Source organism: Olleya sp. AS48 (genome assembly GCF_038900355.1).
GTDB lineage: Bacteria > Bacteroidota > Bacteroidia > Flavobacteriales > Flavobacteriaceae > Olleya.
The window spans coordinates 137,418-161,747 of sequence record NZ_JBBMRD010000006.1; the positions used below are offsets into that span (position 1 = coordinate 137,418).

21 protein-coding genes are annotated in these 24,330 nt (G+C 32.1%); 5 read left to right on the forward strand and 16 right to left on the reverse strand.

The features are described from left to right. The first annotated feature begins 52 nt into the window (after nucleotides 1–52). From WNY60_RS09230 to WNY60_RS09240, 3 genes are read left to right on the forward strand one after another with little or no spacing between them, the layout of a single operon-like run. Nucleotides 53–766: a glycosyltransferase family 2 protein gene (locus tag WNY60_RS09230; RefSeq protein WP_145000275.1), complete on the forward strand. Its 714-nt coding sequence runs from the start codon at nucleotides 53–55 to the stop codon at nucleotides 764–766. Continuing rightward, on the forward strand, nucleotides 766–1,389 hold the full coding sequence (locus WNY60_RS09235) for a lipid-A-disaccharide synthase N-terminal domain-containing protein (protein ID WP_342862182.1): 624 nt from the start codon (nucleotides 766–768) through the stop codon (nucleotides 1,387–1,389). Before WNY60_RS09230 ends, WNY60_RS09235 begins: the two co-directional genes overlap by 1 nt. Further along, nucleotides 1,382–3,016 (forward strand): glycosyltransferase family 39 protein, encoded by a 1,635-nt coding sequence (locus WNY60_RS09240; RefSeq protein WP_342862183.1) that lies wholly within the window; start codon nucleotides 1,382–1,384, stop codon nucleotides 3,014–3,016. The genes WNY60_RS09235 and WNY60_RS09240 overlap by 8 nt, the downstream gene beginning before the upstream one ends. Here the strand turns inward: WNY60_RS09240 and WNY60_RS09245 are convergent, their stop codons facing one another. The 9 genes from WNY60_RS09245 to mnmA form a co-directional block, all read right to left on the reverse strand. Then, the gene (locus WNY60_RS09245) at nucleotides 3,017–3,592 is read right to left on the reverse strand and encodes a phosphatase PAP2 family protein (protein ID WP_342862184.1); all 576 of its coding nucleotides are present in this window, start codon (nucleotides 3,590–3,592) and stop codon (nucleotides 3,017–3,019) included. Between the two features lie 64 nt (nucleotides 3,593–3,656). Beyond that, nucleotides 3,657–3,884: a hypothetical protein gene (locus tag WNY60_RS09250; protein WP_145000286.1), complete on the reverse strand. Its 228-nt coding sequence runs from the start codon at nucleotides 3,882–3,884 to the stop codon at nucleotides 3,657–3,659. Between the two features lie 28 nt (nucleotides 3,885–3,912). After that, on the reverse strand, nucleotides 3,913–5,295 hold the full coding sequence (locus tag WNY60_RS09255; protein WP_339808223.1) for an MATE family efflux transporter: 1,383 nt from the start codon (nucleotides 5,293–5,295) through the stop codon (nucleotides 3,913–3,915). Between the two features lie 38 nt (nucleotides 5,296–5,333). Further along, a complete protein-coding gene (locus tag WNY60_RS09260; RefSeq protein ID WP_342862185.1) occupies nucleotides 5,334–6,767 on the reverse strand; it encodes a glycosyltransferase family 39 protein in 1,434 nt (477 codons plus the stop codon). Continuing rightward, on the reverse strand, nucleotides 6,751–7,458 hold the full coding sequence (locus WNY60_RS09265; RefSeq protein WP_342862186.1) for a glycosyltransferase family 2 protein: 708 nt from the start codon (nucleotides 7,456–7,458) through the stop codon (nucleotides 6,751–6,753). Before WNY60_RS09265 ends, WNY60_RS09260 begins: the two co-directional genes overlap by 17 nt. Beyond that, nucleotides 7,452–8,591 carry a UDP-galactopyranose mutase gene (gene glf / locus WNY60_RS09270; RefSeq protein WP_342862187.1) on the reverse strand — a complete coding sequence of 380 codons (1,140 nt, stop codon included), beginning with the start codon at nucleotides 8,589–8,591 and terminating at the stop codon, nucleotides 7,452–7,454. The genes WNY60_RS09265 and glf overlap by 7 nt, the downstream gene beginning before the upstream one ends. 127 nt (nucleotides 8,592–8,718) lie before the next feature. Continuing rightward, nucleotides 8,719–9,660, reverse strand: a complete 942-nt coding sequence (locus tag WNY60_RS09275; RefSeq protein WP_145000299.1) for a nitronate monooxygenase — start codon at nucleotides 9,658–9,660, stop codon at nucleotides 8,719–8,721. A 64-nt stretch (nucleotides 9,661–9,724) separates the two neighbouring features. Then, the gene (locus WNY60_RS09280) at nucleotides 9,725–11,356 is read right to left on the reverse strand and encodes a S8 family serine peptidase (RefSeq protein ID WP_342862188.1); all 1,632 of its coding nucleotides are present in this window, start codon (nucleotides 11,354–11,356) and stop codon (nucleotides 9,725–9,727) included. 24 nt (nucleotides 11,357–11,380) lie between these two features. Then, a complete protein-coding gene (gene mnmA, locus WNY60_RS09285; RefSeq protein ID WP_342862189.1) occupies nucleotides 11,381–12,571 on the reverse strand; it encodes a tRNA 2-thiouridine(34) synthase MnmA in 1,191 nt (396 codons plus the stop codon). 181 nt (nucleotides 12,572–12,752) lie between these two features. Here mnmA and WNY60_RS09290 point away from each other — a divergent pair, with 181 nt between their 5' ends. Further along, on the forward strand, nucleotides 12,753–14,159 hold the full coding sequence (locus tag WNY60_RS09290) for a fasciclin domain-containing protein (protein WP_342862190.1): 1,407 nt from the start codon (nucleotides 12,753–12,755) through the stop codon (nucleotides 14,157–14,159). Nucleotides 14,160–14,269: 110 nt separating this feature from the next. On the opposite strand, the gene WNY60_RS09295 is transcribed toward WNY60_RS09290, so the two are convergent. From WNY60_RS09295 to WNY60_RS09305, 3 genes are all read right to left on the reverse strand, one after another. Beyond that, nucleotides 14,270–14,959, reverse strand: a complete 690-nt coding sequence (locus WNY60_RS09295) for a toxin-antitoxin system YwqK family antitoxin (RefSeq protein ID WP_145000312.1) — start codon at nucleotides 14,957–14,959, stop codon at nucleotides 14,270–14,272. 138 nt (nucleotides 14,960–15,097) lie between these two features. Continuing rightward, nucleotides 15,098–17,002 carry a membrane protein insertase YidC gene (gene yidC, locus WNY60_RS09300; RefSeq protein ID WP_342862191.1) on the reverse strand — a complete coding sequence of 635 codons (1,905 nt, stop codon included), beginning with the start codon at nucleotides 17,000–17,002 and terminating at the stop codon, nucleotides 15,098–15,100. 84 nt (nucleotides 17,003–17,086) lie between these two features. Then, nucleotides 17,087–18,703: a CTP synthase gene (locus WNY60_RS09305; protein ID WP_342862192.1), complete on the reverse strand. Its 1,617-nt coding sequence runs from the start codon at nucleotides 18,701–18,703 to the stop codon at nucleotides 17,087–17,089. A gap of 281 nt (nucleotides 18,704–18,984) precedes the next feature. Here WNY60_RS09305 and WNY60_RS09310 point away from each other — a divergent pair, with 281 nt between their 5' ends. Further along, nucleotides 18,985–19,860, forward strand: coding sequence for a cation diffusion facilitator family transporter (locus WNY60_RS09310; RefSeq protein ID WP_342862193.1), 876 nt, complete (start codon nucleotides 18,985–18,987; stop codon nucleotides 19,858–19,860). Nucleotides 19,861–19,884: 24 nt separating this feature from the next. Here the strand turns inward: WNY60_RS09310 and WNY60_RS09315 are convergent, their stop codons facing one another. The 4 genes from WNY60_RS09315 to guaA all read right to left on the reverse strand — a co-directional run bounded on the left by WNY60_RS09315 (nucleotide 19,885) and on the right by guaA (nucleotide 24,329). Then, entirely contained in the window at nucleotides 19,885–20,115 is a 231-nt protein-coding gene (locus tag WNY60_RS09315) for a DUF3820 family protein (RefSeq protein WP_145000324.1), read from the reverse strand. Nucleotide 20,116: 1 nt separating this feature from the next. Next, the gene (locus WNY60_RS09320) at nucleotides 20,117–20,659 is read right to left on the reverse strand and encodes a hypothetical protein (protein WP_339808213.1); all 543 of its coding nucleotides are present in this window, start codon (nucleotides 20,657–20,659) and stop codon (nucleotides 20,117–20,119) included. 21 nt (nucleotides 20,660–20,680) lie between these two features. Further along, nucleotides 20,681–22,624, reverse strand: a complete 1,944-nt coding sequence (locus WNY60_RS09325; RefSeq protein ID WP_342862194.1) for a LysM peptidoglycan-binding domain-containing protein — start codon at nucleotides 22,622–22,624, stop codon at nucleotides 20,681–20,683. A gap of 172 nt (nucleotides 22,625–22,796) precedes the next feature. Then, nucleotides 22,797–24,329 carry a glutamine-hydrolyzing GMP synthase gene (gene guaA / locus WNY60_RS09330; RefSeq protein ID WP_342862241.1) on the reverse strand — a complete coding sequence of 511 codons (1,533 nt, stop codon included), beginning with the start codon at nucleotides 24,327–24,329 and terminating at the stop codon, nucleotides 22,797–22,799. Between the last annotated feature and the right edge of the window lies 1 nt (nucleotide 24,330).

The window sequence follows — 24,330 nt, forward strand, 5'->3', positions numbered from 1 at the left end:
ACTAATTTCAATTCTATAAAAAACAATACATTTGTAACACTAAAAAAGGTTTATGAATTACCAATTTACCATCGTCGTTCCTGTTTATAATGAGGAAGATAATTTACTTAGAGTGGAAAAAGAGTTATTAGCTTACACGCAAATAGCAACCAAAACCACTAAAATATTATTTGTTAATGATGGCTCAAAAGATAAAAGTCAAGATTTAATTGAAGCTATTTGTAGTAGACACGATGCTTTTGACTATATATTATTTAAAGACAATCGTGGTTTAAGCGCTGCTATAAAAGCTGGTTTTGACTACACTACCACGCCTTTAGTGGGATATATTGACTCTGATTTACAAACTGCACCAGAAGATTTTAATTTACTACTAGCACATATAGGCGAGTATGATTTAGTTACTGGTGTACGTGCTAACCGTAAAGATAGTTTTGTAAAAAACATGTCGTCTAAAATTGCAAACGGAATTAGACGTGCATTTACTAAAGACGGAATGGATGATACTGGTTGTCCATTAAAAGTAATTAAAACGGACTATGCTAAACGTATTCCAATGTTTAAAGGATTACACCGTTTTTTACCTGCTATGATTATGTTGCAAAATGGAAAAACTAAGCAAATACCTGTACAACATTTTCCTAGAGTTGCTGGCGAGGCTAAATTTGGCGTTTGGAATAGGTTACTAGGACCTTTAATGGATTGCTTTGCGTATTTATGGATGAAGAAAAAATACATTAACTACGAAGTCGCTAAGCAAAAATAATGAGTAATTGGATTATTCTTAGCATAGGCTTTTTAGCGCAAACATTATTCTCTTCTCGGTTAATAATCCAATGGATTACTAGCGAGAAACAAAAACGTGTAATCACGCCTACTTTATTTTGGACGCTTAGTTTAATCGCTTCATTTTTGCTATTTATTTATGGGTATTTACGCGATGATTTTGCTATTATGCTTGGTCAAGGGTTAACCTATTATATTTATATCAGAAATTTACAATTGCAAAACCAATGGAAAACATTTCCGGTTGGTATACGTTATATCTTAGTATTAATGCCAGTATTTATAACTGTATTTTATTTTAATAATAATGAAATTGATACTGTTAAGTTATTTAAAAACGAAGCTATTCCGTTTTGGCTGTTAATGTTAGGGATCGTCTCTCAGATAGTGTTTACATTACGTTTTGTGTACCAATGGATATATTCTGAAAAAAACAAAGAGTCCTCTTTACCACTTGGCTTTTGGGCTTTAAGCTTAATAGGGTCGTTATTAATTTTAACCTACGCTATATTTAGGGTCGATTATGTGCTATTGGTAGGACACTCTTTAGGTGCTATAATTTACTTCAGAAATTTGTTAATCTTAAAAAAGCAAGATGCCTAAATTATTAAAAGATTATCCAATCATCTTTATTTGTTTGCTATTAGCAGTTATGCTATTACCTAACTTAGAGACCATACAAGTAACTATAATGGAAGCACGTAATTTTATTACTGCTAGAGAGATGTTATTGGATGATCATTGGATATTAACTACCATGAATGGCGAAGCACGTTACGAAAAACCACCTTTACCAACATGGCTTACCGCTATTTCTGGAATTATTTTTGGTGTAAAAAGTGTTTTTGGAATGCGTTTACCTGCTATTATTATGATAATGATTTTGGCTGTTTATAGTTTTAAATTATCCAAAACCATATTAAAAAGCAGAGCACATAGCATGATTAACACGTTAATATTAATAACATCGTTTTACGTTATTGGTATTACTATTGAAGCTCCTTGGGATATTTTTACTCATGGCTTTATGATGATTGCAATCTATCATTTATTTAAATTTTTTAAATCAGAAAACACAGATTGGAAACATACTATTATTGCTGCTTTTTGTATTGGTTTTTCAATATTAAGCAAAGGACCTATTAGCTTTTATGCTTTATTACTTCCTTTTTTACTAGCTTTTAGCTTTAGTTTTAACTATAAGAACATCAAAACTAAAGTGCTACCAATTATTGTTATTTTGATATTATCATTAGTTGTTGGTGGCTGGTGGTACTTTTATGTAAGATTAGAGGATCCAACTACATTTGCTGCTATTACTAGTAAAGAAACAGGAAATTGGACCAGCTATAATGTTAGACCTTTTTATTACTACTGGAGCTTTTTTACACAAAGTGGATTATGGACTATTCCGGCTTTTATTAGCTTATTATTTCCGTATTTAAAACGACGTGTAGTTCATTACAAAGCCTATAAGTTTACTTTTTTGTGGACCCTATTTGCAGTTATTTTGTTATCTATAATTCCAGAGAAAAAATCTAGATATTTGATGCCTGTTTTAATTCCTTTAGCTTTAAATATTGGATTTTATATTGAGTATTTGATTCGTAAGTTTAAAACGCTCAAAGACAAACGCGAAACCATACCTGTGTATTTTAACTTTGGCTTAATTGGTTTGATTGGTATTGTGGCTCCTTTTGTGTTGTATTTTCAGTTTACTACACAATTAAATAATAGCTTATTCCCTTTTATAATATTTGCAATAATCGTGTTTACTTTAGGCTTGGCTATACTTTTTCAATTAATAAAAAAAGAGATTAAACATGTCTTTTTGTTAACTTCTGCTTTTTTTGGAGCTTTATTTTTATTTGGCTTACCTGTTTTCAAAACGTTTACAAGCGACAATTTTAAACCCATAACTACGCTTTTAAAAACACATAAACAAAAGCACATAAAATTGTATGCTATTGACTACGTTTCGCCAGAAACTATATGGCAATATGGAGCTAAAATACCTCAGATTAAACAAGGAAACAATGCTTATAACTTTCCGCTTGAAGCGGAATTTGGAGTTTTATCCAACGGAATCAATCCTAAAAATCAAGCTATTCTTTTTGAAAAATATAATATCAAAGAAATGGCTATTTACGATTTAAATGAGAGTGAGCCAGATAGCAAACAATACAAAGATCGATTGATAAATACCTACTATTATTTTACTAAAAAGTAATTATTTTAATTGAAATCTAGATTGTAAGTATTTATCAAGTTTATAAAACATAAATCCTGAAAGTCCACCAAATAGCATTCCGCTTAAAACATCTAATGGATAATGTACACCAATGTATATTCTACTATATGCCATAGTTATTGACCAAACAATTAGTATATAAATTAGATATTTATATTTATATCTTAACATTAAACCAGAAAAAATAGCGACAGCCATACTGTTACTTGCATGTCCAGAAAAGTAGCCATATTTACCACCACACCACGATTTAAGCAATCGCATGGCTTGCACTAAATCGTCCTCATGACATGGTCTAGGACGTTTTACCAAGAAATTTTTAAATAGGTTAGTAATTTGGTCTGTAAATAAAATCATTAAAGCTATAACCACTAAGGTTAGTACAAACATTTTAGTATTTAATTTTTTGTACATTAAAAAAGCTAAGACAGCGTAAAACGGAATCCAATGTAATTTATCTGTATAAAACAGCCAAAATCCATCCCATGACGTTGTTCCTAGGTTATTTAAAAATAAAAAAAGTCCTTTATCGTATTGTACTAATTGGTCTAACATAAAATTATTTTGCAGTTACCTAAACGTTAGGTTATTTATATCGTTGAAATGATTTTATGAATGCTTAATCTTCATAACGCTCCACTTCTCTATCGTAAAATGCGGTCGCTTCTTTGATTAGGTTTTCTGTCTCCATTTCCAACTCTTTTTCATCATGTTGGTCAAAATCTTCAAACCACTCAACTTCATCATCTTCTAGATTGATTATAAATCTAGGGAATTCTGTATGAATCACAAAGATTGCGTTTGGTAAATCTGTATTATCACCTAAAATGAATTTTGGTAATTCCATAATATATTTGCTTTTTAAAGGTTAGCGACTAGTTATTTTGAGAGTCCAAAATTAACCTTTTAGTTAGATAATTAAAACGTATAAACAATAAAATAGCAGCAGTAGTTAAGCCTGCTAGTAATCCTAACCAAATTCCAAAACTACCATAAGCATCTGCTTTACCCAAATACCAGCTTATTGGAAAACCAATTAACCAATAGGAAATAAAAGTAATAATTGTTGGTATTTTAACATCCTGAAGTCCACGTAAAGCACCAAGTACAATAACTTGTAAACTATCGCTTATCTGGAATATAGCTGCTGCAATTAATAATTGCGAGGCTATTGTGACCACCTCTAGATTATCTTTAAAGTTTACTGCATCATCAAAATCTACATATAACCTTGGGAAAAATTGATTAAATATTAAAAATAAAGAAGCAAAAATGACAGCAAATATAAAGCCCATTAAAAATAGCGATACAGCTACACGACGTAATTCTATATATTGATGCAATCCTTTTTGGTTACCTACTCTAATCATAGACGCAACACTTAATCCCATAGCAACCATAAAGGTCATTGAGCTTAAATTTAGGGCTACTTGATTTGCTGCTTGAGGGTTTTTACCTAACAAACCACTTAACCAAATAGCAGCAGTAAAAATTGCAACCTCAAAAAACATTTGCATAGCACTTGGTGTCCCTAATCCTATAATTTTTTTAAGCATTAATTTATCTAAAACAAAAAACTTAATATTAGTTACATAATCTTTAGACTTTTTACGACCTTTTAATAACCACCATAAATATGCGACCATAATAACACGCGACACTAAAGTACCATAAGCTGCTCCAACAATACCCATTTCTGGGAAACCAAACTTACCAAAGATTAGTAAATAGTTTAAACCAACGTTAACTAGGTTAGCTACAATAGTAGCATACATAGGATATTTAGTTAAAGATAACCCATCACTAAACTGTTTTATTCCTTGAAATATTATTAAGGGAATTAAAGATATTGCTACTAAATCTAAATACGGGATGGCCAACTCTACAACCTCAACAGGTTGCTTCATTAAATACATTAAAGGTTTGGCTAATAGCAATAATAAAAAAAGTAACACACCTAAAACGGTACATAAAAACAAACCATGTTTAAAAGCTGATTTACCTTTATCAAAATCGTTTGCACTGTCTGCTTCCGCCACTAAAGGCGTAATGGCAGTACTAAAGCCAATACCAATAGACATAGCTATAAACATAAAACTATTACCTAAAGATACAGCAGCTAACTCTGCAGTTCCAATTTGACCAACCATAATGTTGTCCACAAAACTTACAAAAGTATGACCCAACATCCCTAACATTACAGGAGCAGCCAATTGCCAATTATATTTAAATTCTTTTGTGTAATCAGATAAAACCATTGGGCAAAAATAAGATTTAAAGCTGAATTCTATTGCTTTTATTTGATTTGAAACAGACTATGTTTATTATTTGATAATACTTGATTGTAATGAGTGGTAAAAAATAAATCTAAATTTTTAAATTCCTGTAAATAAGCATTTTGAACTAACACGAATCTGGTTTTGCTACTTAGCAGATTTTTTAGAATATCTTGTAGCATCATGTCGTCCATATAATGTGTGTATATCCATTTTGAAGGAGAGGTTATATTTAAATTAAAATTGACTCTTAAATAACTAGCATCAAAGGAATAAAATTGTTTGTTTTCACCTTTAACGGATTCTACAATTTTTAGAGTATCTGCTAAAAAAATAGTCTCTTCCTTTTTGTATGGGATTTGATTAAATAAATACCCTCCTATGGATAAGCTTAAACCTACCAGTAGAAATTTTAAAACAGTATCCTTAATATTATTAATAGAATATATTATCAAGAGCATGATATAAGGTATAAACATTAAAAAATAATGCCCAAAAGTTCTGCCTGAAATTGAAGTTGATATAATTTGAAATACAAAAGCAATGGAGACAATAATCAAAGGAATAGTTAACTTTTTATTTTTTAAAATTGAAAATGACACACCGTAAATTATAACTATACTAGCTAATAATAATGGAATTAAATAAACGAGCTTGACACCAAAAGCATATATAATTTTTAGCACTTTAACTAAAATAGAACTTTGCTGAATGTAATTGTCAAAATTGAATAAGTAGGCTTGATTTATAAATTGGCTAAAGTTTTCCCAATTATAAATAAGCATTAAAATAATTACAAAAACAACACTTAAACCTAGTAAAAAAAGCAGACTGTTTTTCAATATTTCTTGCCAAGTATTTAGCCTAAAGTCTGACTTAAACATCAAATAATAAGCGACTAAAACTGAACCTCCTAAAATTTCGTTTTGTTGTGTAAAAAATATTAATCCTAATAAAACACCAAGTGACACTATACTGATTTTAGATATTGATTTTGTAAAAACCAAATACATTATAACGATAGTTAAATAGGCTGTAAATTGCCTAGTATTGTTACCACCTTGCAAAAACACATGACTATTGATTAAACAAATGTAAAGGCTTGCAATGACTATAGACAAAACTCCCTTTTTGTTTTGCTTTAATGCTATTTTGTAAACTAGTATGGTGCTAAATAAACCAAGGATATTTAATATTATAAAAACACCCCATGTACTATTGGGTGTAATCAAAAAACCCAAATAATTAAGGAAATAGATTATTGGTGGTTTATGGTCAAATACGTCTTTATACGGGACTAGACCATGATCTATTATCATCCCTATATACTGAAAAATCTCTTGATCGTAACCTAAACCTATATAAGCAGGAGTAAATGGAAAAGCAAAAGCTACATACAGTATAGCTAATAAAAAATACACCAATCTATTGTTATACCTAATGTTTTTTAGCATAAGAAATAATTTGATAAAATGATTTAAAACTAATTTTAAACAATTTTAAAATGCTAGTATTTAAAGTAGGGACACCAGTTGTACGTTCTGTAAATTCTATATCAATAGACTTTACTTTAATATTATTTTTACAAGCCATTCCTGCAACAATTATATTAGGCGCAAACGTATCGTCTGGAATACTTTTAAAAACAGTATTAAATACTTCTGTTTTAATTAATCTGTAAGGTGAATTTACATCCTTTATCCCTTTACCAAAAAATAGTTTAACTACGACATATGATATGTATGTCATTATTTTTCTAAATAAAGGTGAAATGCGGTTAACACGTTTACCTATTAAAAAATCATAATCCTCTTTTTTATCCCAAAACTGTTCAAAATATTTGGCTTTCATTTCATTATCAGAATCTACTTGAAAAATCCAATTAGCGTTTAAACTATCCTTGTAAGCTTGTAATATTGTTGGACCGTGTCCTGAATTTTTTTTATCTATTACTACTACTCTATCTTGATATTTTTTTTGAAGACTAGTTATAACATCTAAAGTATTATCCTTAGAACCATCATTGTAAAGTTTAATCTTATAATTAATATTAAGCTTATCAAGATGAGTTATCCAATCGACTACTACAACTTCAATAATTTCATCTTCGTTATAAATTGGCATAACCAAATTTAAATCTAACATCCCTTTTTTATTAAATTGTTGTAAGTATCTAATGCATTTTCAATAACATGATGCATATCGTAATATTTATAATCGCCTAATCGACCTCCTATAATTAAATTAGGATACACTTTTTTGACCTCTTTTAAATACTTAGTATATAAGCTTTTGTTAACCTCACCACCTATGGGATAATAGGGTTCTTCACGATTAGCTTCTTTGGAATATTCTTTAATTATAAGCGTCTTATCTAAATTATAGGTACGCTCTGGATGCAGATGCTTTGGCTCATGAATTCTGGTATATGGTATCTTTTGATTACCATAATTCATCACTGAAGTGCCTTGAAAATCTTCATAATTCACAACTTCAAATTCAAAATCTAACGTTCTATAATCCAACTCGCCAAATCTATAATCTAACAGTCTATCTATAGATCCCGAATAAATAATTGTAGCACTCGAATTTAATTGCTCTTTAATTTCAAAAAAATCGGTGTTTAACTGTATATCAATATTATTGGAAGCTAATAATTTATCAAAAATAGCAGTAAAACCATCCGTTGGAATACCTTGATAGGTATCAAAAAAATAAGACTCAGAATAGTTTTTGCGGAATGGCAATCTTTTTATAATTGAAGCAGGCAAATCCTTAGGATCACGCCCCCACTGCTTGATAGTATAACCTTTTATAAAAGCATCATACAATGGTCTACCAATAATATTGATGGCTTGCTCTTCAAAATTTTTTGGATTGGTATAAGATTCTTTTTTAAATTCTTGTTCTAAAAAGTCATCTACTTCAAAAGGTTTTAAATTAATATTATAAAATGAATTAATCGTTTCTAGATTAATGGGCATTTGATACACCTTACTGTTGTACGTGATCAAAACTTGGTGATAGTAACTATTAAAAGTAGTAAAGTTTGAAATATATTCCCATACTTTTTTATTTGAAGTATGAAAAATATGTGTTCCATATTTATGAAACTCGATACCTGTTTCAATATTAGTTTCAGAAAAACAATTCCCCCCAATATGGTTTCGTTTTTCAACGATTAGCACTTTTTTTCCTAAATCATTAGCGATACGTTCTGCAATTATCGAACAGTAAAAACCAGCACCAACCAAAACGTAATCGTAATTTTTATTCATGTAAAATGGTATTTAAACGCAAATAAATAGCTATATTTTTTATTGCAGAAATTTGAATTATTTTTGAAAAAATTAAATTAACTATGAGATTAAAATCCAAATTACTAGTTAATTTAAAACTTCAATACTAAAAATTAATAACATCAAGTTTAGCCTTTTCAAACTCTGCTACAATCTCCTCTACTATTTCTACAACAGGTTTTATATCGTGAATTAGTCCAGCTATTTGACCAATTTCTAATTCGCCTTCCTCTAAATCTCCTTCAAACATTCCTTTTTTAGCACGCGCACGACCTAATAACTCTTTAAGTTGTTCTGGTGTTGGACTTGTTTTGTACAACTCTTGTAACTGATTATAAAATTTATTTTTCACTAGCCTAACAGGCGCTAATTCTTTTAAAGTTAATTGCGTATCACCTTCTTTTGCATCTACTACAACTTGCTTAAATGCTTGATGTGCACTACTTTCTTCACTTGCAACAAATCGGCTTCCTACTTGCACAGCATCTGCACCTAAAACCATACAAGCTAACATTGCTTTTCCTGTAGCAATTCCTCCAGCTGCTATTAATGGAATATGTAGTTGCTCGCTTACCATAGGAATAAGTGTAAGCGTTGTAGTTTCATCACGTCCATTATGTCCTCCAGCCTCAAAACCTTCTGCAACTATGGCATCAACTCCAGCGTCTTGAGCCTTTAATGCAAACTTGACACTACTAACCACATGCACTACTGTAATCCCTTTGTCTTGTAACCATTTAGTCCATGTTTTTGGATTTCCTGCGGAAGTAAAAACGATTTTAACTTCTTCTTCTACAATTATATTCATGATTTCCTCAATGTTAGGATATAACATTGGGACATTAATACCAAAAGGTTTATCTGTTGCTTTTTTACATTTTTGAATGTGCTCCCTTAATACGTCAGGATACATGCTTCCTGCACCAATTAATCCTAATATTCCAGAATTACTTGCTGCTGAGGCTAACTTCCAGCCACTATTCCAAATCATACCTGCTTGAATGATTGGATATTGTATATTAAATAGTTGAGTGATTTTATTTGGCATTTACTATAAATATCTTGTGGTTATTATTTTTAAAAACGAAGGCGATATACGTTAGTTGTAACCTCTAGTTTTTAATTATCTTTTTAGTGATCGCTAAACCTTCAGATTCAACCTTAACTAAATAAACACCTTTAGACAATGCGCTTGTGTTTATTGTTTTATTGATTGCTGTTATCTTTGTATCAATAATTTTCTTTCCTAAAACGTCATATAGTCTAACTCGAGCTTCTTCATATTGACTAGGAATTTGAATAGTTAATTGATTAGACACTGGATTAGGATATAACTTTAATGTTACGTTTTCATCTTGAAACTCGCTTACAGACAAACCTTGTGCTAAAGCCAAAGATAAATCAGGAATACCATAGCCTAAAAAGAAATCTGGCGCATTGTATTGCGAAGCAGATTCACGAACTAACTGCATGATTTCGGCATTTGAAAGATTAGGTAGCGCTTGCCATAAACAAACGATTCCACCTGCCATAATTGGCGAACTAAATGAGGTACCATTAGATGTGGTAACCACATCCGAAGTTGTAATAATATAATTGGCTTGACCTTGGGCCACGACATCTGGTTTTTGAGTTGGTTGTGCACTGCTACCTCTAGAGCTAAATGATGCATAAGTACCATCTGCCTTTACAGCACCAATACTAAATACACCAGCTGCATCTGCTGGAGCTCCAACAATCTGCCAGCTTCCGCTACCAGAATTACCTGCAGAATTAACAACTAAGATCCCTTTTTGAAAAGCAATATTTGCACCTTTGGTAATGTAGGCTGTGTTACCATCCATTTCGGCAGGAGTATAACTGTAATTAGGATTATCAAAAGTGGTATATCCTAAAGACGAGTTTATAACATCTACTCCTAAACTATCTGCACGCTCTGCTGCTTCAACCCATAGACTTTCTTCTAAAGGGGTTTCAGTAGCTGCATCTTCTGTTCTAAATAAATAATAATTTGCATCTGGAGCAGTCCCTACAAATTGATCTTGTAAAAAACCAGCCATATCGCTTAATACCCATGTTCCATGAGAGTTTCCTGTGTAAGCATATACATCTGTGTTTCTGTCTACAAAATCATAACCTCCTAAAATACCACCATTATCACGCAAACGCTGAAAACCATTCATGGTACCTACATTGGTAAATCCTGCATCTATAACTGCGACGGTCATACCAGAACCTGTATAACTATCTGGATGTTGGTGCAAGTCGTCTGCACCAATCATCACTGCTTGATTTGCTGCATTACCATAATTAAATGTAGTTAGACTAGCTTCAAACTCATGCTTATCTAGATTTTGACTTATTCTGGCGTCAAAATTATCGTCCGCAAAATCTATACTACTAACTATAGTAGTACTATTAACGGTTAAGCTATTTAACGCCATGATGTCTGATGGATTACCTATAACATGCAAGGCATTAAACCATTTTGATTTTGACATTACAGTAACACCTGGTTGAGATTTGATAAGTGCAATGTAACTTTCTTCCACAGGAACGTCTTTAAAATCTACAACAACATTATGAGCTGCTTTACGATCCAGCGCTTTTTGTGTTAAAATTGTATTGGGATTTGCTAATGCTGCTGCGCTATTAGGTTTATCCGATAAATAGACCCAAGCATGCTCTTGTCCAAATGACAATGCCGAATAGGATAAAACGAAAAAAAGAAGTAGGTTTTTCATAACAGTAACTTTTGTTACTGCAAGTTAAGAAATTACACCTGAACCAACTAATTCTTCCTCTAAATACCAAGCAACAAATTGCCCCTCAGTAATAGCTGATTGTTGGTTTTCAAATTCTACATACATACCACTTTCTACTTTATGTAATGTTGCTTTTTGCAAAACTTGTCTATATCTTATTCTTGCTAACACTTCCATGGTCTGGTCTGTAGCTAATGCTAAGTCCTCTCTAACCCAATGCAACTCTTCATTAGATACAAATAAAACATTTTTATATAATCCTGGGTGTGTTGTCCCTTGACCTGTATAAATAACATTTTCTGTAACGTCTGTATCTATCACAAATAATGGTTCTGCTGTACCACCTACTGCTAATCCTTTACGTTGTCCTTTAGTAAAATAATGTGCGCCTTGATGCTTTCCTTTTACTACACCTTCAGCTATACTATAGCTAGGTTTTCTAGAACGATATTTTAATTCTTCTAATTTATTATTGAAGCTAGGAAGCGTTTCATTATAAAATGAATTATCTCTAGGTATTTCTACAATAACACCTTCTTTAGGCTTAAGTTGTTGTTGTAAAAAGTCTGGCAATCTAACTTTACCAATAAAACATAATCCTTGAGAATCTTTTTTGTCTGCAGTTATTAAATCCTGAGCTTTAGCTATTTCTCTAACTTCTGGTTTTAATAATTCACCAATAGGAAACAATGCTTTAGCCAATTGCTCTTGAGATAATTGACATAAAAAGTAAGATTGATCTTTATTTGGATCCTTACCTGCTAATAATTGGTGTACCTCTTCTCCGTTTTTTGTAAGGGTTGTTTTTCTGCAATAATGACCTGTAGCTACATAATCTGCACCTAAATCTAAGGCGATTTTCATGAAGACATCAAACTTAATTTCTCTATTACATAAAACATCTGGATTAGGTGTGCGACCTTTTTCATACTCGTCAAACATATAATCTACGATGCGCTCCTTATACTGTTCGCTTAAATCTACAGTTTGAAAAGGTATTCCTAATTTATCTGCGACCAACATTGCATCATTACTATCATCCAACCAAGGACACTCATCAGAAATTGTTACACTGTCGTCGTGCCAATTTTTCATAAAAAGACCTATAACCTCATAACCTTGCTCTTTTAATAAATACGCAGCAACACTAGAATCCACTCCTCCTGATAATCCAACAATAACTCTTTTTTTCATGACTAATTTTAATAGACTGCAAAGATAAGTCTTTCTAAAAAAAATCAAACACATATATATAAATGGAATGACTTAATAAATGACTGACAAATAAACATTTAAATAACTTTAACAAATCTTTAATTCTTTTTGTTTAATCTTTTTATAGTTTTGTTAAACAAACCTATTAAAAAACTTTATTATGAAAACGATTAAAAAATTATCGCTACTATTTTTAGCAACTTTTGTGTTATGGTCATGTAGTGACGATGACGATGCGTCAACACCAACGCCAACACCAACGCCAACAACTTTAAATATTGTTGAAACAGCTCAAGCAACAGCAAGTTTAAGTAGTTTAGTTGCTGCAGTAGTGGAAGCAGATTTAGCCATTACTTTAAGTGGACCTGGACCTTTTACAGTATTAGCACCAACAAATGAAGCTTTTGCAGAATTTATGTCTGATAATGGTTGGGCAACTGTACAAGATATTCCAGATGCAGCCTTAGCACAAACATTACTAAACCATGTAATAAGTGGTACGGTTACATCAACAGACCTTGTAGGTTTAGGTAGTGGTTACACTAATACTTTGGCTGATGGTGCAGGAGATAACAAAATAAGTTTATTATTTGACACTTCTAATGGTGTCGTATTTAATAATGTGTCTGAAGTATCAACTGCAGATGTTACTGCATCTAATGGTATTGTACATATTGTAGATAAAGTAATTGCTTTACCTACAGTGGTAGATCATGCAGTAAATAATGCTAATTTTTCAAGTCTTGTAGCAGCTTTAGGTGCTGCAGATGGTGATTTAGTAAATGTTTTATCAGGAGCAGGACCTTTTACAGTATTAGCTCCAGACAATACTGCATTTGCAACATATTTAAACGGAACAGCTTTAGTAGATGTACCTACAGATGCATTATCTGAGTTATTATTAAATCACGTTGTTGGTGGTGCATTATCGTCTACTGACTTAACTACTTTAGTTTCTGGATACACAAACACCTCTGCTAGTGGTCCTGGAGGAAACGCTTTAAGTTTATATTTTGACACTACAAATGGTGTTAGTTTTAACGGAATATCTACTGTTACTGCTGCTGACGTTGTAGGAACAAACGGAATTATCCATGCAGTAGATACTGTAATAGATTTACCAACTATAGCAACGTTTGCAACATCAAATCCTGCATTAAGCAACTTAGTTGCAGCATTACAATACGCAGATTCTGGGACACCAACTGTACCTTATATTACAACCGTTTCTGATGCAACAGCTGGACCATTTACTGTATTTGCTCCAACTGATGCTGCTTTTGGAAGTTTATTAATGGAATTAAACGCAACTGCTTTAACAGATTTAGATACTGCAACAGTTGACGCTGTACTAACGTACCACATTGTTGGAGCTAACGTACAATCTAGTATGCTAATAAGTGGACCAGTAACGACATTAGGTGGAGATATTACTGCAGACGCAACTAACTTTACTTTAACTGATGCTAATGGAAGAGTAAGTAACATTGTTACATCATTAGTAGATATTCAAGCAATCAATGGTGTTGTACACCCAATTGATAAAGTAATTTTACCATTACAATAAGAATATAAAGTCTTATGTAAATAGTTTATTCCCTTTAAAACTAACATTTTGATAGCAAAAAAAAACGCCTTAAGACATTAAGGCGTTTTTTAATTTATAATAACTAAAGCTTATTTTTTTGCTTTTTTATCTAAGTCTTTTTCTTCGACTAACTTCCCATCTTTATAACGTTTCCATACACAACATTTTACGTCGTCCTTGTAATAACCTTCTACAGCTATAACACCATCTTTAGTGTAAGTTTTATAAGGACCTTCAAACTTATTAGCGTTATAAGTTATTAGTTTCATTATAGTACCATTTTCTGCATACCATTTAGATTCGCCATGTAATAATCCGTCCATGTAATATGCTTTTTCGGCTATTTGACCATTTAAATAAAATACCAAACGTTCTCCTTCAAGCTTACCTTTATCATTATATAATTCTTGCGTCATAACTTGGTCTACATTTTTATGATAAATTACCCATTTACCAATATAATCATGACCACGCATTTTACCTTCACTTATCTTTTTTCCATTACTAGAATAAAAGGTTACTAAAGCAACATCATTATCTGCATTAAAAACCTTGGTCGCAGTTAATACCGCTTTATTATCTATATTTTTATAAAATTTGAATGTTCCTACTTCCTTACCATGGTCAAATTGGCCTTCATATCTAACCACTTTAGTATTGTCAAAATTCTTTTTCCAAGTACCATGACGTTGTGCATTAGCGTCAAACTGATTTAAACTTTGAGCCATCACTAGACTTGTGACAAATAAACAGAATAATAAAAAACTTGTTTTTTTCATTGTATCGTTACTTTATATCGCTTTCGCGGAAACCATGCCTTCCGGTTTAACGTTAAAATTAAACATTTGTTATAACAAAAAAGCTGCCAAACTAAAATTATAGCAGACAGCTTTTTTTATTAATTTTAAATAAAGAGATTATTTACCTTTATTTTTTTGTTGCATTTGTTTTTGTTTTTCAGCTTGTTCCATCATTTCTTTCATTTTTTTCTGAAACTTACTTTCTTTTTTAGGCTTAGCTTTTTGAACCTGAATATTAGCATGAATCTTATCTTCATCTAATATAAAATTCTTAATTACCAATAAAATACCAATACTAATTAAATTAGAGATAAAATAGTATAAACTTAGTCCTGAAGCGTATTGATTAAAGAAAATTAACATCATGATTGGAGCAAAGTATATCATATACTTCATCATCTTAGCCATATCAGGCATCCCTTCTTGTTGTGGCGCTGACATTTGGTTTTGACCAGTCGTTAACTTCATGTAAAAGAAAATAGCGATTGCAGCTAATATTGGAAATAAACTTACGTGATCTCCATATAATGGGATATTAAAAGGTAATTCTGCAACAACATCATAAGAAGATAAGTCTTCTGCCCATAAAAACTTTTTCTGTCTTAAAGCAAATGCAGTTGGAAAAAACATAAATAAAGCATAAAATACTGGCATTTGAATAAATGCTGGTAAACATCCTGCTAAAGGACTTGCTCCTGCTTTGTTTTGAAGTGCCATAGTTTCCTGTTGCGCCTTCATTTTGTTGTCTTTATACTTTTCTCTGATAGCATCAAGTTCTGGTTTTAAAACTTTAAGCTTCATTTGCGATAAGTATTGCTTGTATTGTACAAATGACATAGCTAACTTAATAAGTACTGTCATTACAATAATTGCAATTCCGTAAGGTAAAAACGAACTTAATCCGTTAAATAATGGAATAAATAAAAACTTGTTAATCCATCCAAAAATTCCCCATCCAAATGGGATACTTTCTACTAAATTATCATCGTATTTTTTTAAAATCTCGCTATCTGTTGGTCCATAATACAACTTTAAGTTGTTGTTAATTGCGGCTCCATTTAAAGCTAATGCAGTTTTAGTAGAAAATTGTTTTGTAAATACAGAATCTACCGCTTCGTCTTCTACTAAGTTTTTAGATGTAATTGAAACTTCCTTAAACGCTTTATCAGACACTAGAATAGTACTAAAAAAGTGTTGTCTGTATGATAACCATGTTACGTCCTCTTCAACCTCATCATCGTCACCCATTTGAGATAACTTGTCTACATCACCATCTGTTTGGTAGGTTAAACGTGTGTATCTATTCTCGTAACTAATACTTTGGTCATGTCTTATTGTTTTTTGTGTCCAATCTAAATTAATAGGATTTGACGTATTTATAGCAGACTCTAAACCTTGAGATTTAATGGTAAAATCTACCATATAATCGTTTGGCTTAACTACATAATTATACTCTAAAAATTTATCTTCTGCAGTTTTTAACTTCATGGACACTACTGTGTTTTCTCCACTTTTAGTTACTGTAGGCTGAAAATATAAATCTTTAGTATTTAAAGTACGATTATCTGTTGTTTGGAAATTGATATTAAATACCGAATTACCATCCTTTACTAAGTAAATTGGAATAGAATCAAAGTTTACAAAGTTTTTAAGTTTAACCTCTGATAAATGACCACCTTTTGTGTTAAACTTTAATGCTAACAAATCACTTTCAACCAATACCTCACTATCTGTAGCAGTTGTAGTCGCTAAAGAATAAGCAAAATCACCGATTTTTGATTGTAATGCTGCTACTTGAGTAGAGTCCTTTGGTTTAGAAAAATCTAATGCAGTAGTAACTTTAGTCTCTGATGGAGCTGTAGCATTTACTTTTTTCTGAGCCTCAATTTGAGCTTGCTTTTCTAACTCTTGCGCTTTAAGCTCTTCAGGAGATGGCTGGTTTTGCCACATCATGAATAATAAGATTCCGAAAATTAATACAAATCCTATTATCGACTTAACGTCTAGTTTTTTTTCTTCCATAATTGTTTGGTTCCTCTAACTTATTCAAGGAATAATTAATTAGTCAAATATACGACCACTTTTAAATTGGTGTCAAATTGACACTTATTTTTTCTTACTGTGCTTTAAACTTGCTTTTACAAATGCCACAAATAAAGGATGTGGATTGGCTACTGTACTTTTATATTCTGGGTGGTATTGCACACCAACAAACCAAGGATGAGATGGATTTTCAACAATTTCGACCAATTTTGTATCAGGATTATAACCAGTTGCTTTTAATCCTGCAGCTTCAATTTGAGTTTTAAAATTACTATTAAACTCATATCTATGTCTGTGACGCTCTTTAATATCTTGAGATTGGTAGACTTTATAAGCTATAGACTCTTTTTCGATATGGCAATCCCAAGCACCAAGACGCATTGTTCCTCCTTTGTCTGTGATGGTTTTTTGGTCTTCCATAATATCAATAACTGGATTTGTAGTCTTAGAATCCATTTCTGTAGAGTTAGCATCTGCTAATCCCATGACGTTACGACAAAACTCAATAACTGCCATTTGCATACCTAAACAAATTCCTAAAAACGGAATGTTGTTTTCGCGTACATATTTAATTGCTGTTATTTTTCCTTCTATACCACGCTCTCCAAAACCTGGAGCTACTAATACACCATCAAGGTGTGATAACTTCATTTTAATATTGTCTGCATTTAAATACTCAGAATGTACAGACTCTACATTTACTTTAACTTCGTTTTCTGCTCCAGCATGAATAAATGCTTCTAATATAGACTTATAAGAATCTTGTAACTCTACATACTTACCTATTAATCCAATTGTAATTTCAGATTTTGGATTTTTATGTCTTTGTACAAACTTATTCCAAGTTGTTAAATCAGGAACGTCACTATTTAATGCTAATTTTTTAAGTACAACTTGATCCAGTTTTTCTTCAAGCATTAAATTTGGCACATCATAAATTGTTGATGCATCAATAGATTGTATGATTGCCTCTTCGCGTACATTACAAAATAAGGCTAATTTTCTTTTTAGATCTGAAGGTAATTCATGCTCTGTACGACAAACTAATATATCTGCTTGTACACCACTTTCCATTAATGTTTTTACACTATGTTGGGTTGGTTTTGTTTTTAACTCTCCAGCTGCTGTTAAATATGGAATTAATGTTAAGTGAATTACTAATGCATTATTATCACCTAAATCCCATTTTAATTGTCTTACTGCTTCAATGTATGGTAAGGACTCAATATCTCCAACGGTTCCACCAATTTCAGTAATAACAATATCATAATCTCCAGAGTTACCTAGGATTTGGATTCTGTGTTTAATTTCGTCAGTAATATGAGGGATAACTTGTACTGTTTTTCCTAAAAACTCACCTTTACGTTCACGATTTATAACGCTTTGATAAATACGTCCAGTCGTAACATTATTAGCTTGACTAGTTGGTACGTTTAAAAAACGCTCATAATGTCCAAGGTCCAAATCGGTTTCTGCACCATCATCTGTAACATAACATTCGCCATGCTCATATGGGTTTAGCGTACCTGGATCTACGTTAATATAAGGGTCTAATTTTTGGATTGTGGTTCTGTAACCTTGCGCTTGAAGTAGTTTAGCAAGAGATGCTGCTATAATTCCTTTTCCTAAGGAAGATGTTACTCCTCCTGTTACAAATATGTACTTAGTTTCTGATGTCATGTTGCGTTGTTAAACGCGAGCAAATTTACGATTTTTAAGTAGAAACTGTTGGTCTTTCTTGTTTTATTTTTACAACTCTTTTTTATATTTTTTAAAGAGCGACTTAGCACTTACATCTATTAATTATTTAAAAAACCTAAACTTTGCTTGTTCACTTAGGCTTTGAAAAACAACTCATTAGATTTTAATTTCATCAAATTACTTAGTGACACCTTTTTTAACATGGTTATTAATATAACTTTACGTATTTTTTAGAATGATTAAAAAATCAGACCTACACAATGACTAACGAGCAAACTGCAATACAAACAACTTACTTTAGTATTATCGGAAACACATTGCTTGCGCTTATTAAGGGACTTGCTGGTGTTTTTGGAAACTCTTATGCATTAATCGCAGATGCTATTGAGTCTACAACAGATATATTTGCTTCACTATTAGTATTATTTGGTTTTAAATATGCAAAACGTCCTGCAGATGATAATCATCCTTATGGTCATGGAAAAATCGAACCTTTAATCACTTTTGCTGTTGTTGCCTTTTTAGTTGTGTCTGCGACCATTATTGCATCAGAGAGTATTCATAATATTTTAACACCTCATAAAACACCTAAATCATGGACACTAATTGTTTTAGGTGTGATTATTATTTGGAAAGAAATAGCGTTTCAGATTGTAATAAAAAAAAGTAAACAAACCAATAGCTCATCATTAAAAGCAGACGCTTGGCACCATCGTAGTGATGCTATAACGTCAGTGATGGCATTTATTGGTATCTCTATAGCAATAGTATTTGGTAAAGGATTTGAAACTGCTGATGATTGGGCTGCTTTATTTGCGTCAGCCTTTATATTATATAATAGTTATTTAATTTTAAGACCTGCTTTAGGTGAAGTCATGGATGAGCAAGTTTATGATGATCTAATTATTGACATTAGAGAACAATCCTTAAAAGTGGAAGGTGTTTTAGGTACCGAAAAATGCTTTATACGTAAAGCTGGAATGAAGTTTAATGTTGATTTACATGCTATTGTGGATGGTAATATTTCAGTAAAACTAGGACACGACATTTCTCACAACTTAAAAGACTATTTGCGAGAACAAATTCCAAATTTAGGACACGTGCTTATTCATATAGAGCCTAATGAAAACTATTAATAAGCTTAAAATCTACTAAGAAGTCTATTTAGGATATTGTTTTTTTATGTTACGAATTAAATCTTCCAATCCATTTAATTTAACCGTATAAACGGTTTCTAACATTTCGCCTAGTTTTCCTTTAGGGAATCCTTTATTATGATACCAAACAATATAATACTCTGGTAAGTCTATCAAGAAACGGTCTTTATATTTACCAAAAGGCATTTTGGTATGTGCCAATTTAATTAAAAAATCTTTGTCTGGTTGAAGCAAATTATCCTTTAGATTTAAACTTGTTTACAGCTTTTAGACGCACAGCAATACTGTCCTTCCATTTTTTTTGACCATCGACGTTAATAGAATATTCGCTTTGTAAGTCGTACGTATTTTGCATCTCTGCTAATTGACTATCAATCGCATTATGCATATCTTGAAGTGTTTTAGCCAAATCTTCATGTGGCTTAATTGCAGCGATGCGTTGCCTAAATAGCCTTGCATGCAACTCTGTAATATCAAAATGTAATTGCTCGTGACCTAAAACGTGTTTATCTACTTGGTCTGATTTACACCAAGAATGTTCTGGATAAAAAAACGCTTTAACTAAGGTTTTAAAACCATAGACTTTATTATCACGTTTGTTAATAGAGTAACTAAAAGTAATACCAGATGCTGTTACTGCAACAGCATCTGTATCCTGATTAGGTTGTCCTTTAAAATCATCCCAATTAAGTTTGTAATTTTCACTCCAGGACAGCTCCTCCATTACATCACTGTGTAACAAGAAAAACCCCAAGCAAATAAATACGTACTTAAACATGATTATAAAAACGACTACTTTTTAATTTTTTACTTCTACTATTTTTAAATCTTGGTATTTAACAATGTATACTGTATTGTTGTAATACCCTCCAAATAATTTCTTTTTGTATGCAAATTTATTTTCTACATAAGTTGTCAATGGAGACTCATTTACAGAGGTATAAATATCCTCTGAAGTTACTAAACGTAAAACAACATCCATTGTTAAATCAAATCCTCTTACAGCGTATGTGTTTGGTGACTCATTATACATTGCTTTGTAACGTTTTGCAAAACTGTTATTTTCGTCTTCGCTAAAAGACTTATTAATGGACGCATAGGTAAATCCTAAATTAGACAAATGTGTACTTCTAACCTCATCATCCTCAAACGCACTATTTTTATCTGTAGTTGTTAATACGACAGACATATTTGGTTTAATTTTAGAATTTAAGATACTAGAAACATTTGATACAAATCCTGCATTTTCAGTTTCTAAAAAGACAATATTTTTACCTGGTTTAAGCACATTAACCATATCTTGATCAAATACATAATAAGCATCTGCTCCTGTCTTAGCAACTTTTCTAGATTTTACCATTGCTGCCTTAGGGAAAGACACCTTAAGTGCATCTGCTGTTGCTTTATTTTTCATATCAGAGACGATTATAAAGTGTGATGTGCTATCTGCTTTAAAATAATTTAATAGTTTTTCTTTTAACAATGCCTCGTCTGGTCTAGACTGAAATACATTTTCTTGTAAGTCTACCGTTTTTGTTATTGGAGATACTAATGGTATTTTTTTACTTTTTAGTGTTGCTGCTGCAGTATTAAAAAGTTTTGGCATTACTGGTCCAATCACTACATCTACATCGTCAAAATTATTAGATTGTAATAATGACACAACTTTACTTTCTCTATTTTCTGTGTCATAGACATCTACCTTAAGATTTATTCCTAAAGTTGCTAAACTATCTATTGCCATTTTTGCTCCTGAGTAAAAATCTAAAGAGGTACTAACATAAGGATCGTTTTTTATTAGCTTTTTAGCGTCGTAAACTGAGTCTGCATCTACCTTACTTAATTTAAAAGGTAGCATTATTGCTATGTGTTTTGTATTTACATCCAAATTACGTGTTGCTAAATCTGATGTATACAACTTCTCTCCTGCCAAAGTGATACCTAAACCTTCATTTTTTGCTCTAACATTAGCATCAAAAGGTATTTTTAAAACCATGCCTTCTTTTAAGCCTGTGGTTAAAAGCTCTGGATTTAATTGCTCTAATTGCTCCTGTTCTAATCCGGTTTTAAGTTTTAGTCTATAAAATCCTTCAGATTTTAAAACTGTGTAATAACTGTATTTTTCATCTATTGTTTTAACTTCTTCAGCTTCTAGATTAGGAACATTTATAACTTCTCCTGGTTGTAAAACAGCTGACATATCAGGATTTAAATCTTCTAACTCTTGTACTGTTATACCGTATTGGTAAGCTATACGCCATTTTCCTTCTTTTGGATTAACAGTATGTGTTTTTGTCGCTAATTTTGTCTCAACAATAGCTTTTGTTACTTTGTAAACTGGAATTTTAATTTTATCACCTTTACGCAAATTGTTAGCATATAGTTCTGGATTATGCTTTTTAATTTCCTCTTGCTCTACATCATATTTTTTAGATAAACTATATAGTGTTTCTTTACGCTTAACCTTATGGGTTTTAAAGCCATCTAATGTTTTAACCTCTGTTAATTTTGGTGATGTTTGTGCAGCTTTACTATTTGGAATAATAAGTACAGAATTTACTTTTACTTCTTTTCTAGCGTCTGGATTTAATGCATAAATCTGAGATTTTGTAACACTATATTTAGCAGCAATTTGCTCTATAGTTTCTCCTGCATTTACTTTATGCGTTTTGTAATTTTGCGCTTTCGCGGAAGCACAGCCAAACATTACGACTACGCTTAAGATATATATTAATTTTCTCATATGTTATTTATACGTTTCAAACTGCGTTAGCGGTTGTAATGGCATCCTTTTTTTTGCTGCCATATATGGCAAAAAAAAGATATAATGGAAGACGCGACCCTTGTGGTAACGCCCAACATTTTGATACTATTTTATCAAGCTTAAAAATTACTTGAAGTGACGGTATTACACTTTATTCCCACTCAATAGTTGCTGGTGGCTTACTGCTTATATCGTACACTACTCTATTAACGCCTTTTACTTTGTTTATTATAACGTTACTTGTTTTTTGTAAAAACTCGTATGGTAAATTTACCCAGTCTGCAGTCATACCATCAGTACTTTCTACTGCTCTTAGTGCTACACATTTCTCGTAAGTACGCTCGTCACCCATAACTCCTACACTATTTACTGGTAGTAAAATAGCACCTGCTTGCCATACTTTATCGTATAATCCTGCGTCGCGTAATCCGTTAATAAATACTGCATCTACTTCTTGTAATATACGTACTTTTTCTGCAGTGATATCACCTAAAATTCTAATTGCTAGACCTGGTCCTGGAAATGGATGGCGTCCTAAAAGGTCTTTATCCATACCCATACTTGCACCTACACGTCTTACTTCGTCTTTAAATAAAGCGCGAAGTGGCTCTACAATTTTAAGTTTCATGTAGTCTGGTAATCCACCTACATTATGATGACTTTTTATTGTTGCACTTGGTCCTCCTGTTGCACTTACACTTTCTATCACGTCTGGATAAATGGTCCCTTGTGCTAACCATTTTACGTCTTCTATTAGGTTTGCTTCTTGGTCAAAAACTTCGATAAACGCATTACCAATAGCTTTACGCTTTTTTTCTGGATCACTCAGTCCTGCTAATGCATCCAAAAAGCGTGCCGAAGCGTCTACACCTTTTACGTTTAAGCCCATTCCTTTGTATTGTTCTAATACATCAGAAAATTCGTTTTTACGTAATAATCCGTTATTTACAAAAATGCAGTACAGGTTTTTACCTATTGCTTTGTGCAATAACATGGCTGCTACTGAGCTGTCTACGCCTCCTGATAATCCAAGAACAACTTTATCGTCTCCAAGTTTTGCTTGTAAATCCTCAACGGTTTCTTGCACAAATGCATTTGGTGTCCAATCTGGATTTACATTTGCGATTGATACTAAAAAGTTTTCTAGTAATTGTTTACCATCTTTAGAATGGTAAACTTCTGGATGAAATTGAATCGCGTAAGTCGACTCGCCTTCTATCTTATAAGCTGCGTTTTGCACATCGTGTGTGCTTGCTAATAATTTTGCGTTTGTTGGTAGGTGTTTGATAGTGTCACTGTGACTCATCCATACTTGACTACCTACTGTTATATTTTTAAAAAATGTATCCTCCTCTACAAAACTTAAGTTGGCACGACCATACTCGCGTGTATTAGATTCGGCTACTTCACCTCCAGAAAAATGGGCTAAATATTGTGCTCCGTAACAGACAGCTAGCATAGGCTTTTTACCTCTAATTTCTGACAGATCTGGATGAAATGCATCCTTAGATCTTACAGACATTGGGCTACCAGACAGTATTACTGCTTTGTAGTCGTCTACGTTTTTTGGTGGTTTGTTAAAAGGGTGTATCTCGGAATAGATGTTAAGCTCTCTAACTCTGCGCGCAATTAGTTGTGTGTATTGCGATCCGAAATCTAAAATAAGTACTTTGTCGTGTTGCATG

Bases quoted from the DNA above. Each gene is read 5' to 3' on its own strand.
- WNY60_RS09230 (WP_145000275.1), top strand. From the start codon at position 53: ATGAATTACCAATTTACCATCGTCGTTCCTGTTTATAATGAGGAAGAT.
- WNY60_RS09235 (WP_342862182.1), top strand. From the start codon at position 766: ATGAGTAATTGGATTATTCTTAGCATAGGCTTTTTAGCGCAAACATTA.
- WNY60_RS09240 (WP_342862183.1), top strand. From the start codon at position 1,382: ATGCCTAAATTATTAAAAGATTATCCAATCATCTTTATTTGTTTGCTA.
- WNY60_RS09245 (WP_342862184.1), bottom strand. From the start codon at position 3,592: ATGTTAGACCAATTAGTACAATACGATAAAGGACTTTTTTTATTTTTA.
- WNY60_RS09250 (WP_145000286.1), bottom strand. From the start codon at position 3,884: ATGGAATTACCAAAATTCATTTTAGGTGATAATACAGATTTACCAAAC.
- WNY60_RS09255 (WP_339808223.1), bottom strand. From the start codon at position 5,295: ATGGTTTTATCTGATTACACAAAAGAATTTAAATATAATTGGCAATTG.
- WNY60_RS09260 (WP_342862185.1), bottom strand. From the start codon at position 6,767: ATGCTAAAAAACATTAGGTATAACAATAGATTGGTGTATTTTTTATTA.
- WNY60_RS09265 (WP_342862186.1), bottom strand. From the start codon at position 7,458: ATGTTAGATTTAAATTTGGTTATGCCAATTTATAACGAAGATGAAATT.
- glf (WP_342862187.1), bottom strand. From the start codon at position 8,591: ATGAATAAAAATTACGATTACGTTTTGGTTGGTGCTGGTTTTTACTGT.
- WNY60_RS09275 (WP_145000299.1), bottom strand. From the start codon at position 9,660: ATGCCAAATAAAATCACTCAACTATTTAATATACAATATCCAATCATT.
- WNY60_RS09280 (WP_342862188.1), bottom strand. From the start codon at position 11,356: ATGAAAAACCTACTTCTTTTTTTCGTTTTATCCTATTCGGCATTGTCA.
- mnmA (WP_342862189.1), bottom strand. From the start codon at position 12,571: ATGAAAAAAAGAGTTATTGTTGGATTATCAGGAGGAGTGGATTCTAGT.
- WNY60_RS09290 (WP_342862190.1), top strand. From the start codon at position 12,753: ATGAAAACGATTAAAAAATTATCGCTACTATTTTTAGCAACTTTTGTG.
- WNY60_RS09295 (WP_145000312.1), bottom strand. From the start codon at position 14,959: ATGAAAAAAACAAGTTTTTTATTATTCTGTTTATTTGTCACAAGTCTA.
- yidC (WP_342862191.1), bottom strand. From the start codon at position 17,002: ATGGAAGAAAAAAAACTAGACGTTAAGTCGATAATAGGATTTGTATTA.
- WNY60_RS09305 (WP_342862192.1), bottom strand. From the start codon at position 18,703: ATGACATCAGAAACTAAGTACATATTTGTAACAGGAGGAGTAACATCT.
- WNY60_RS09310 (WP_342862193.1), top strand. From the start codon at position 18,985: ATGACTAACGAGCAAACTGCAATACAAACAACTTACTTTAGTATTATC.
- WNY60_RS09320 (WP_339808213.1), bottom strand. From the start codon at position 20,659: ATGTTTAAGTACGTATTTATTTGCTTGGGGTTTTTCTTGTTACACAGT.
- WNY60_RS09325 (WP_342862194.1), bottom strand. From the start codon at position 22,624: ATGAGAAAATTAATATATATCTTAAGCGTAGTCGTAATGTTTGGCTGT.
- guaA (WP_342862241.1), bottom strand. From the start codon at position 24,329: ATGCAACACGACAAAGTACTTATTTTAGATTTCGGATCGCAATACACA.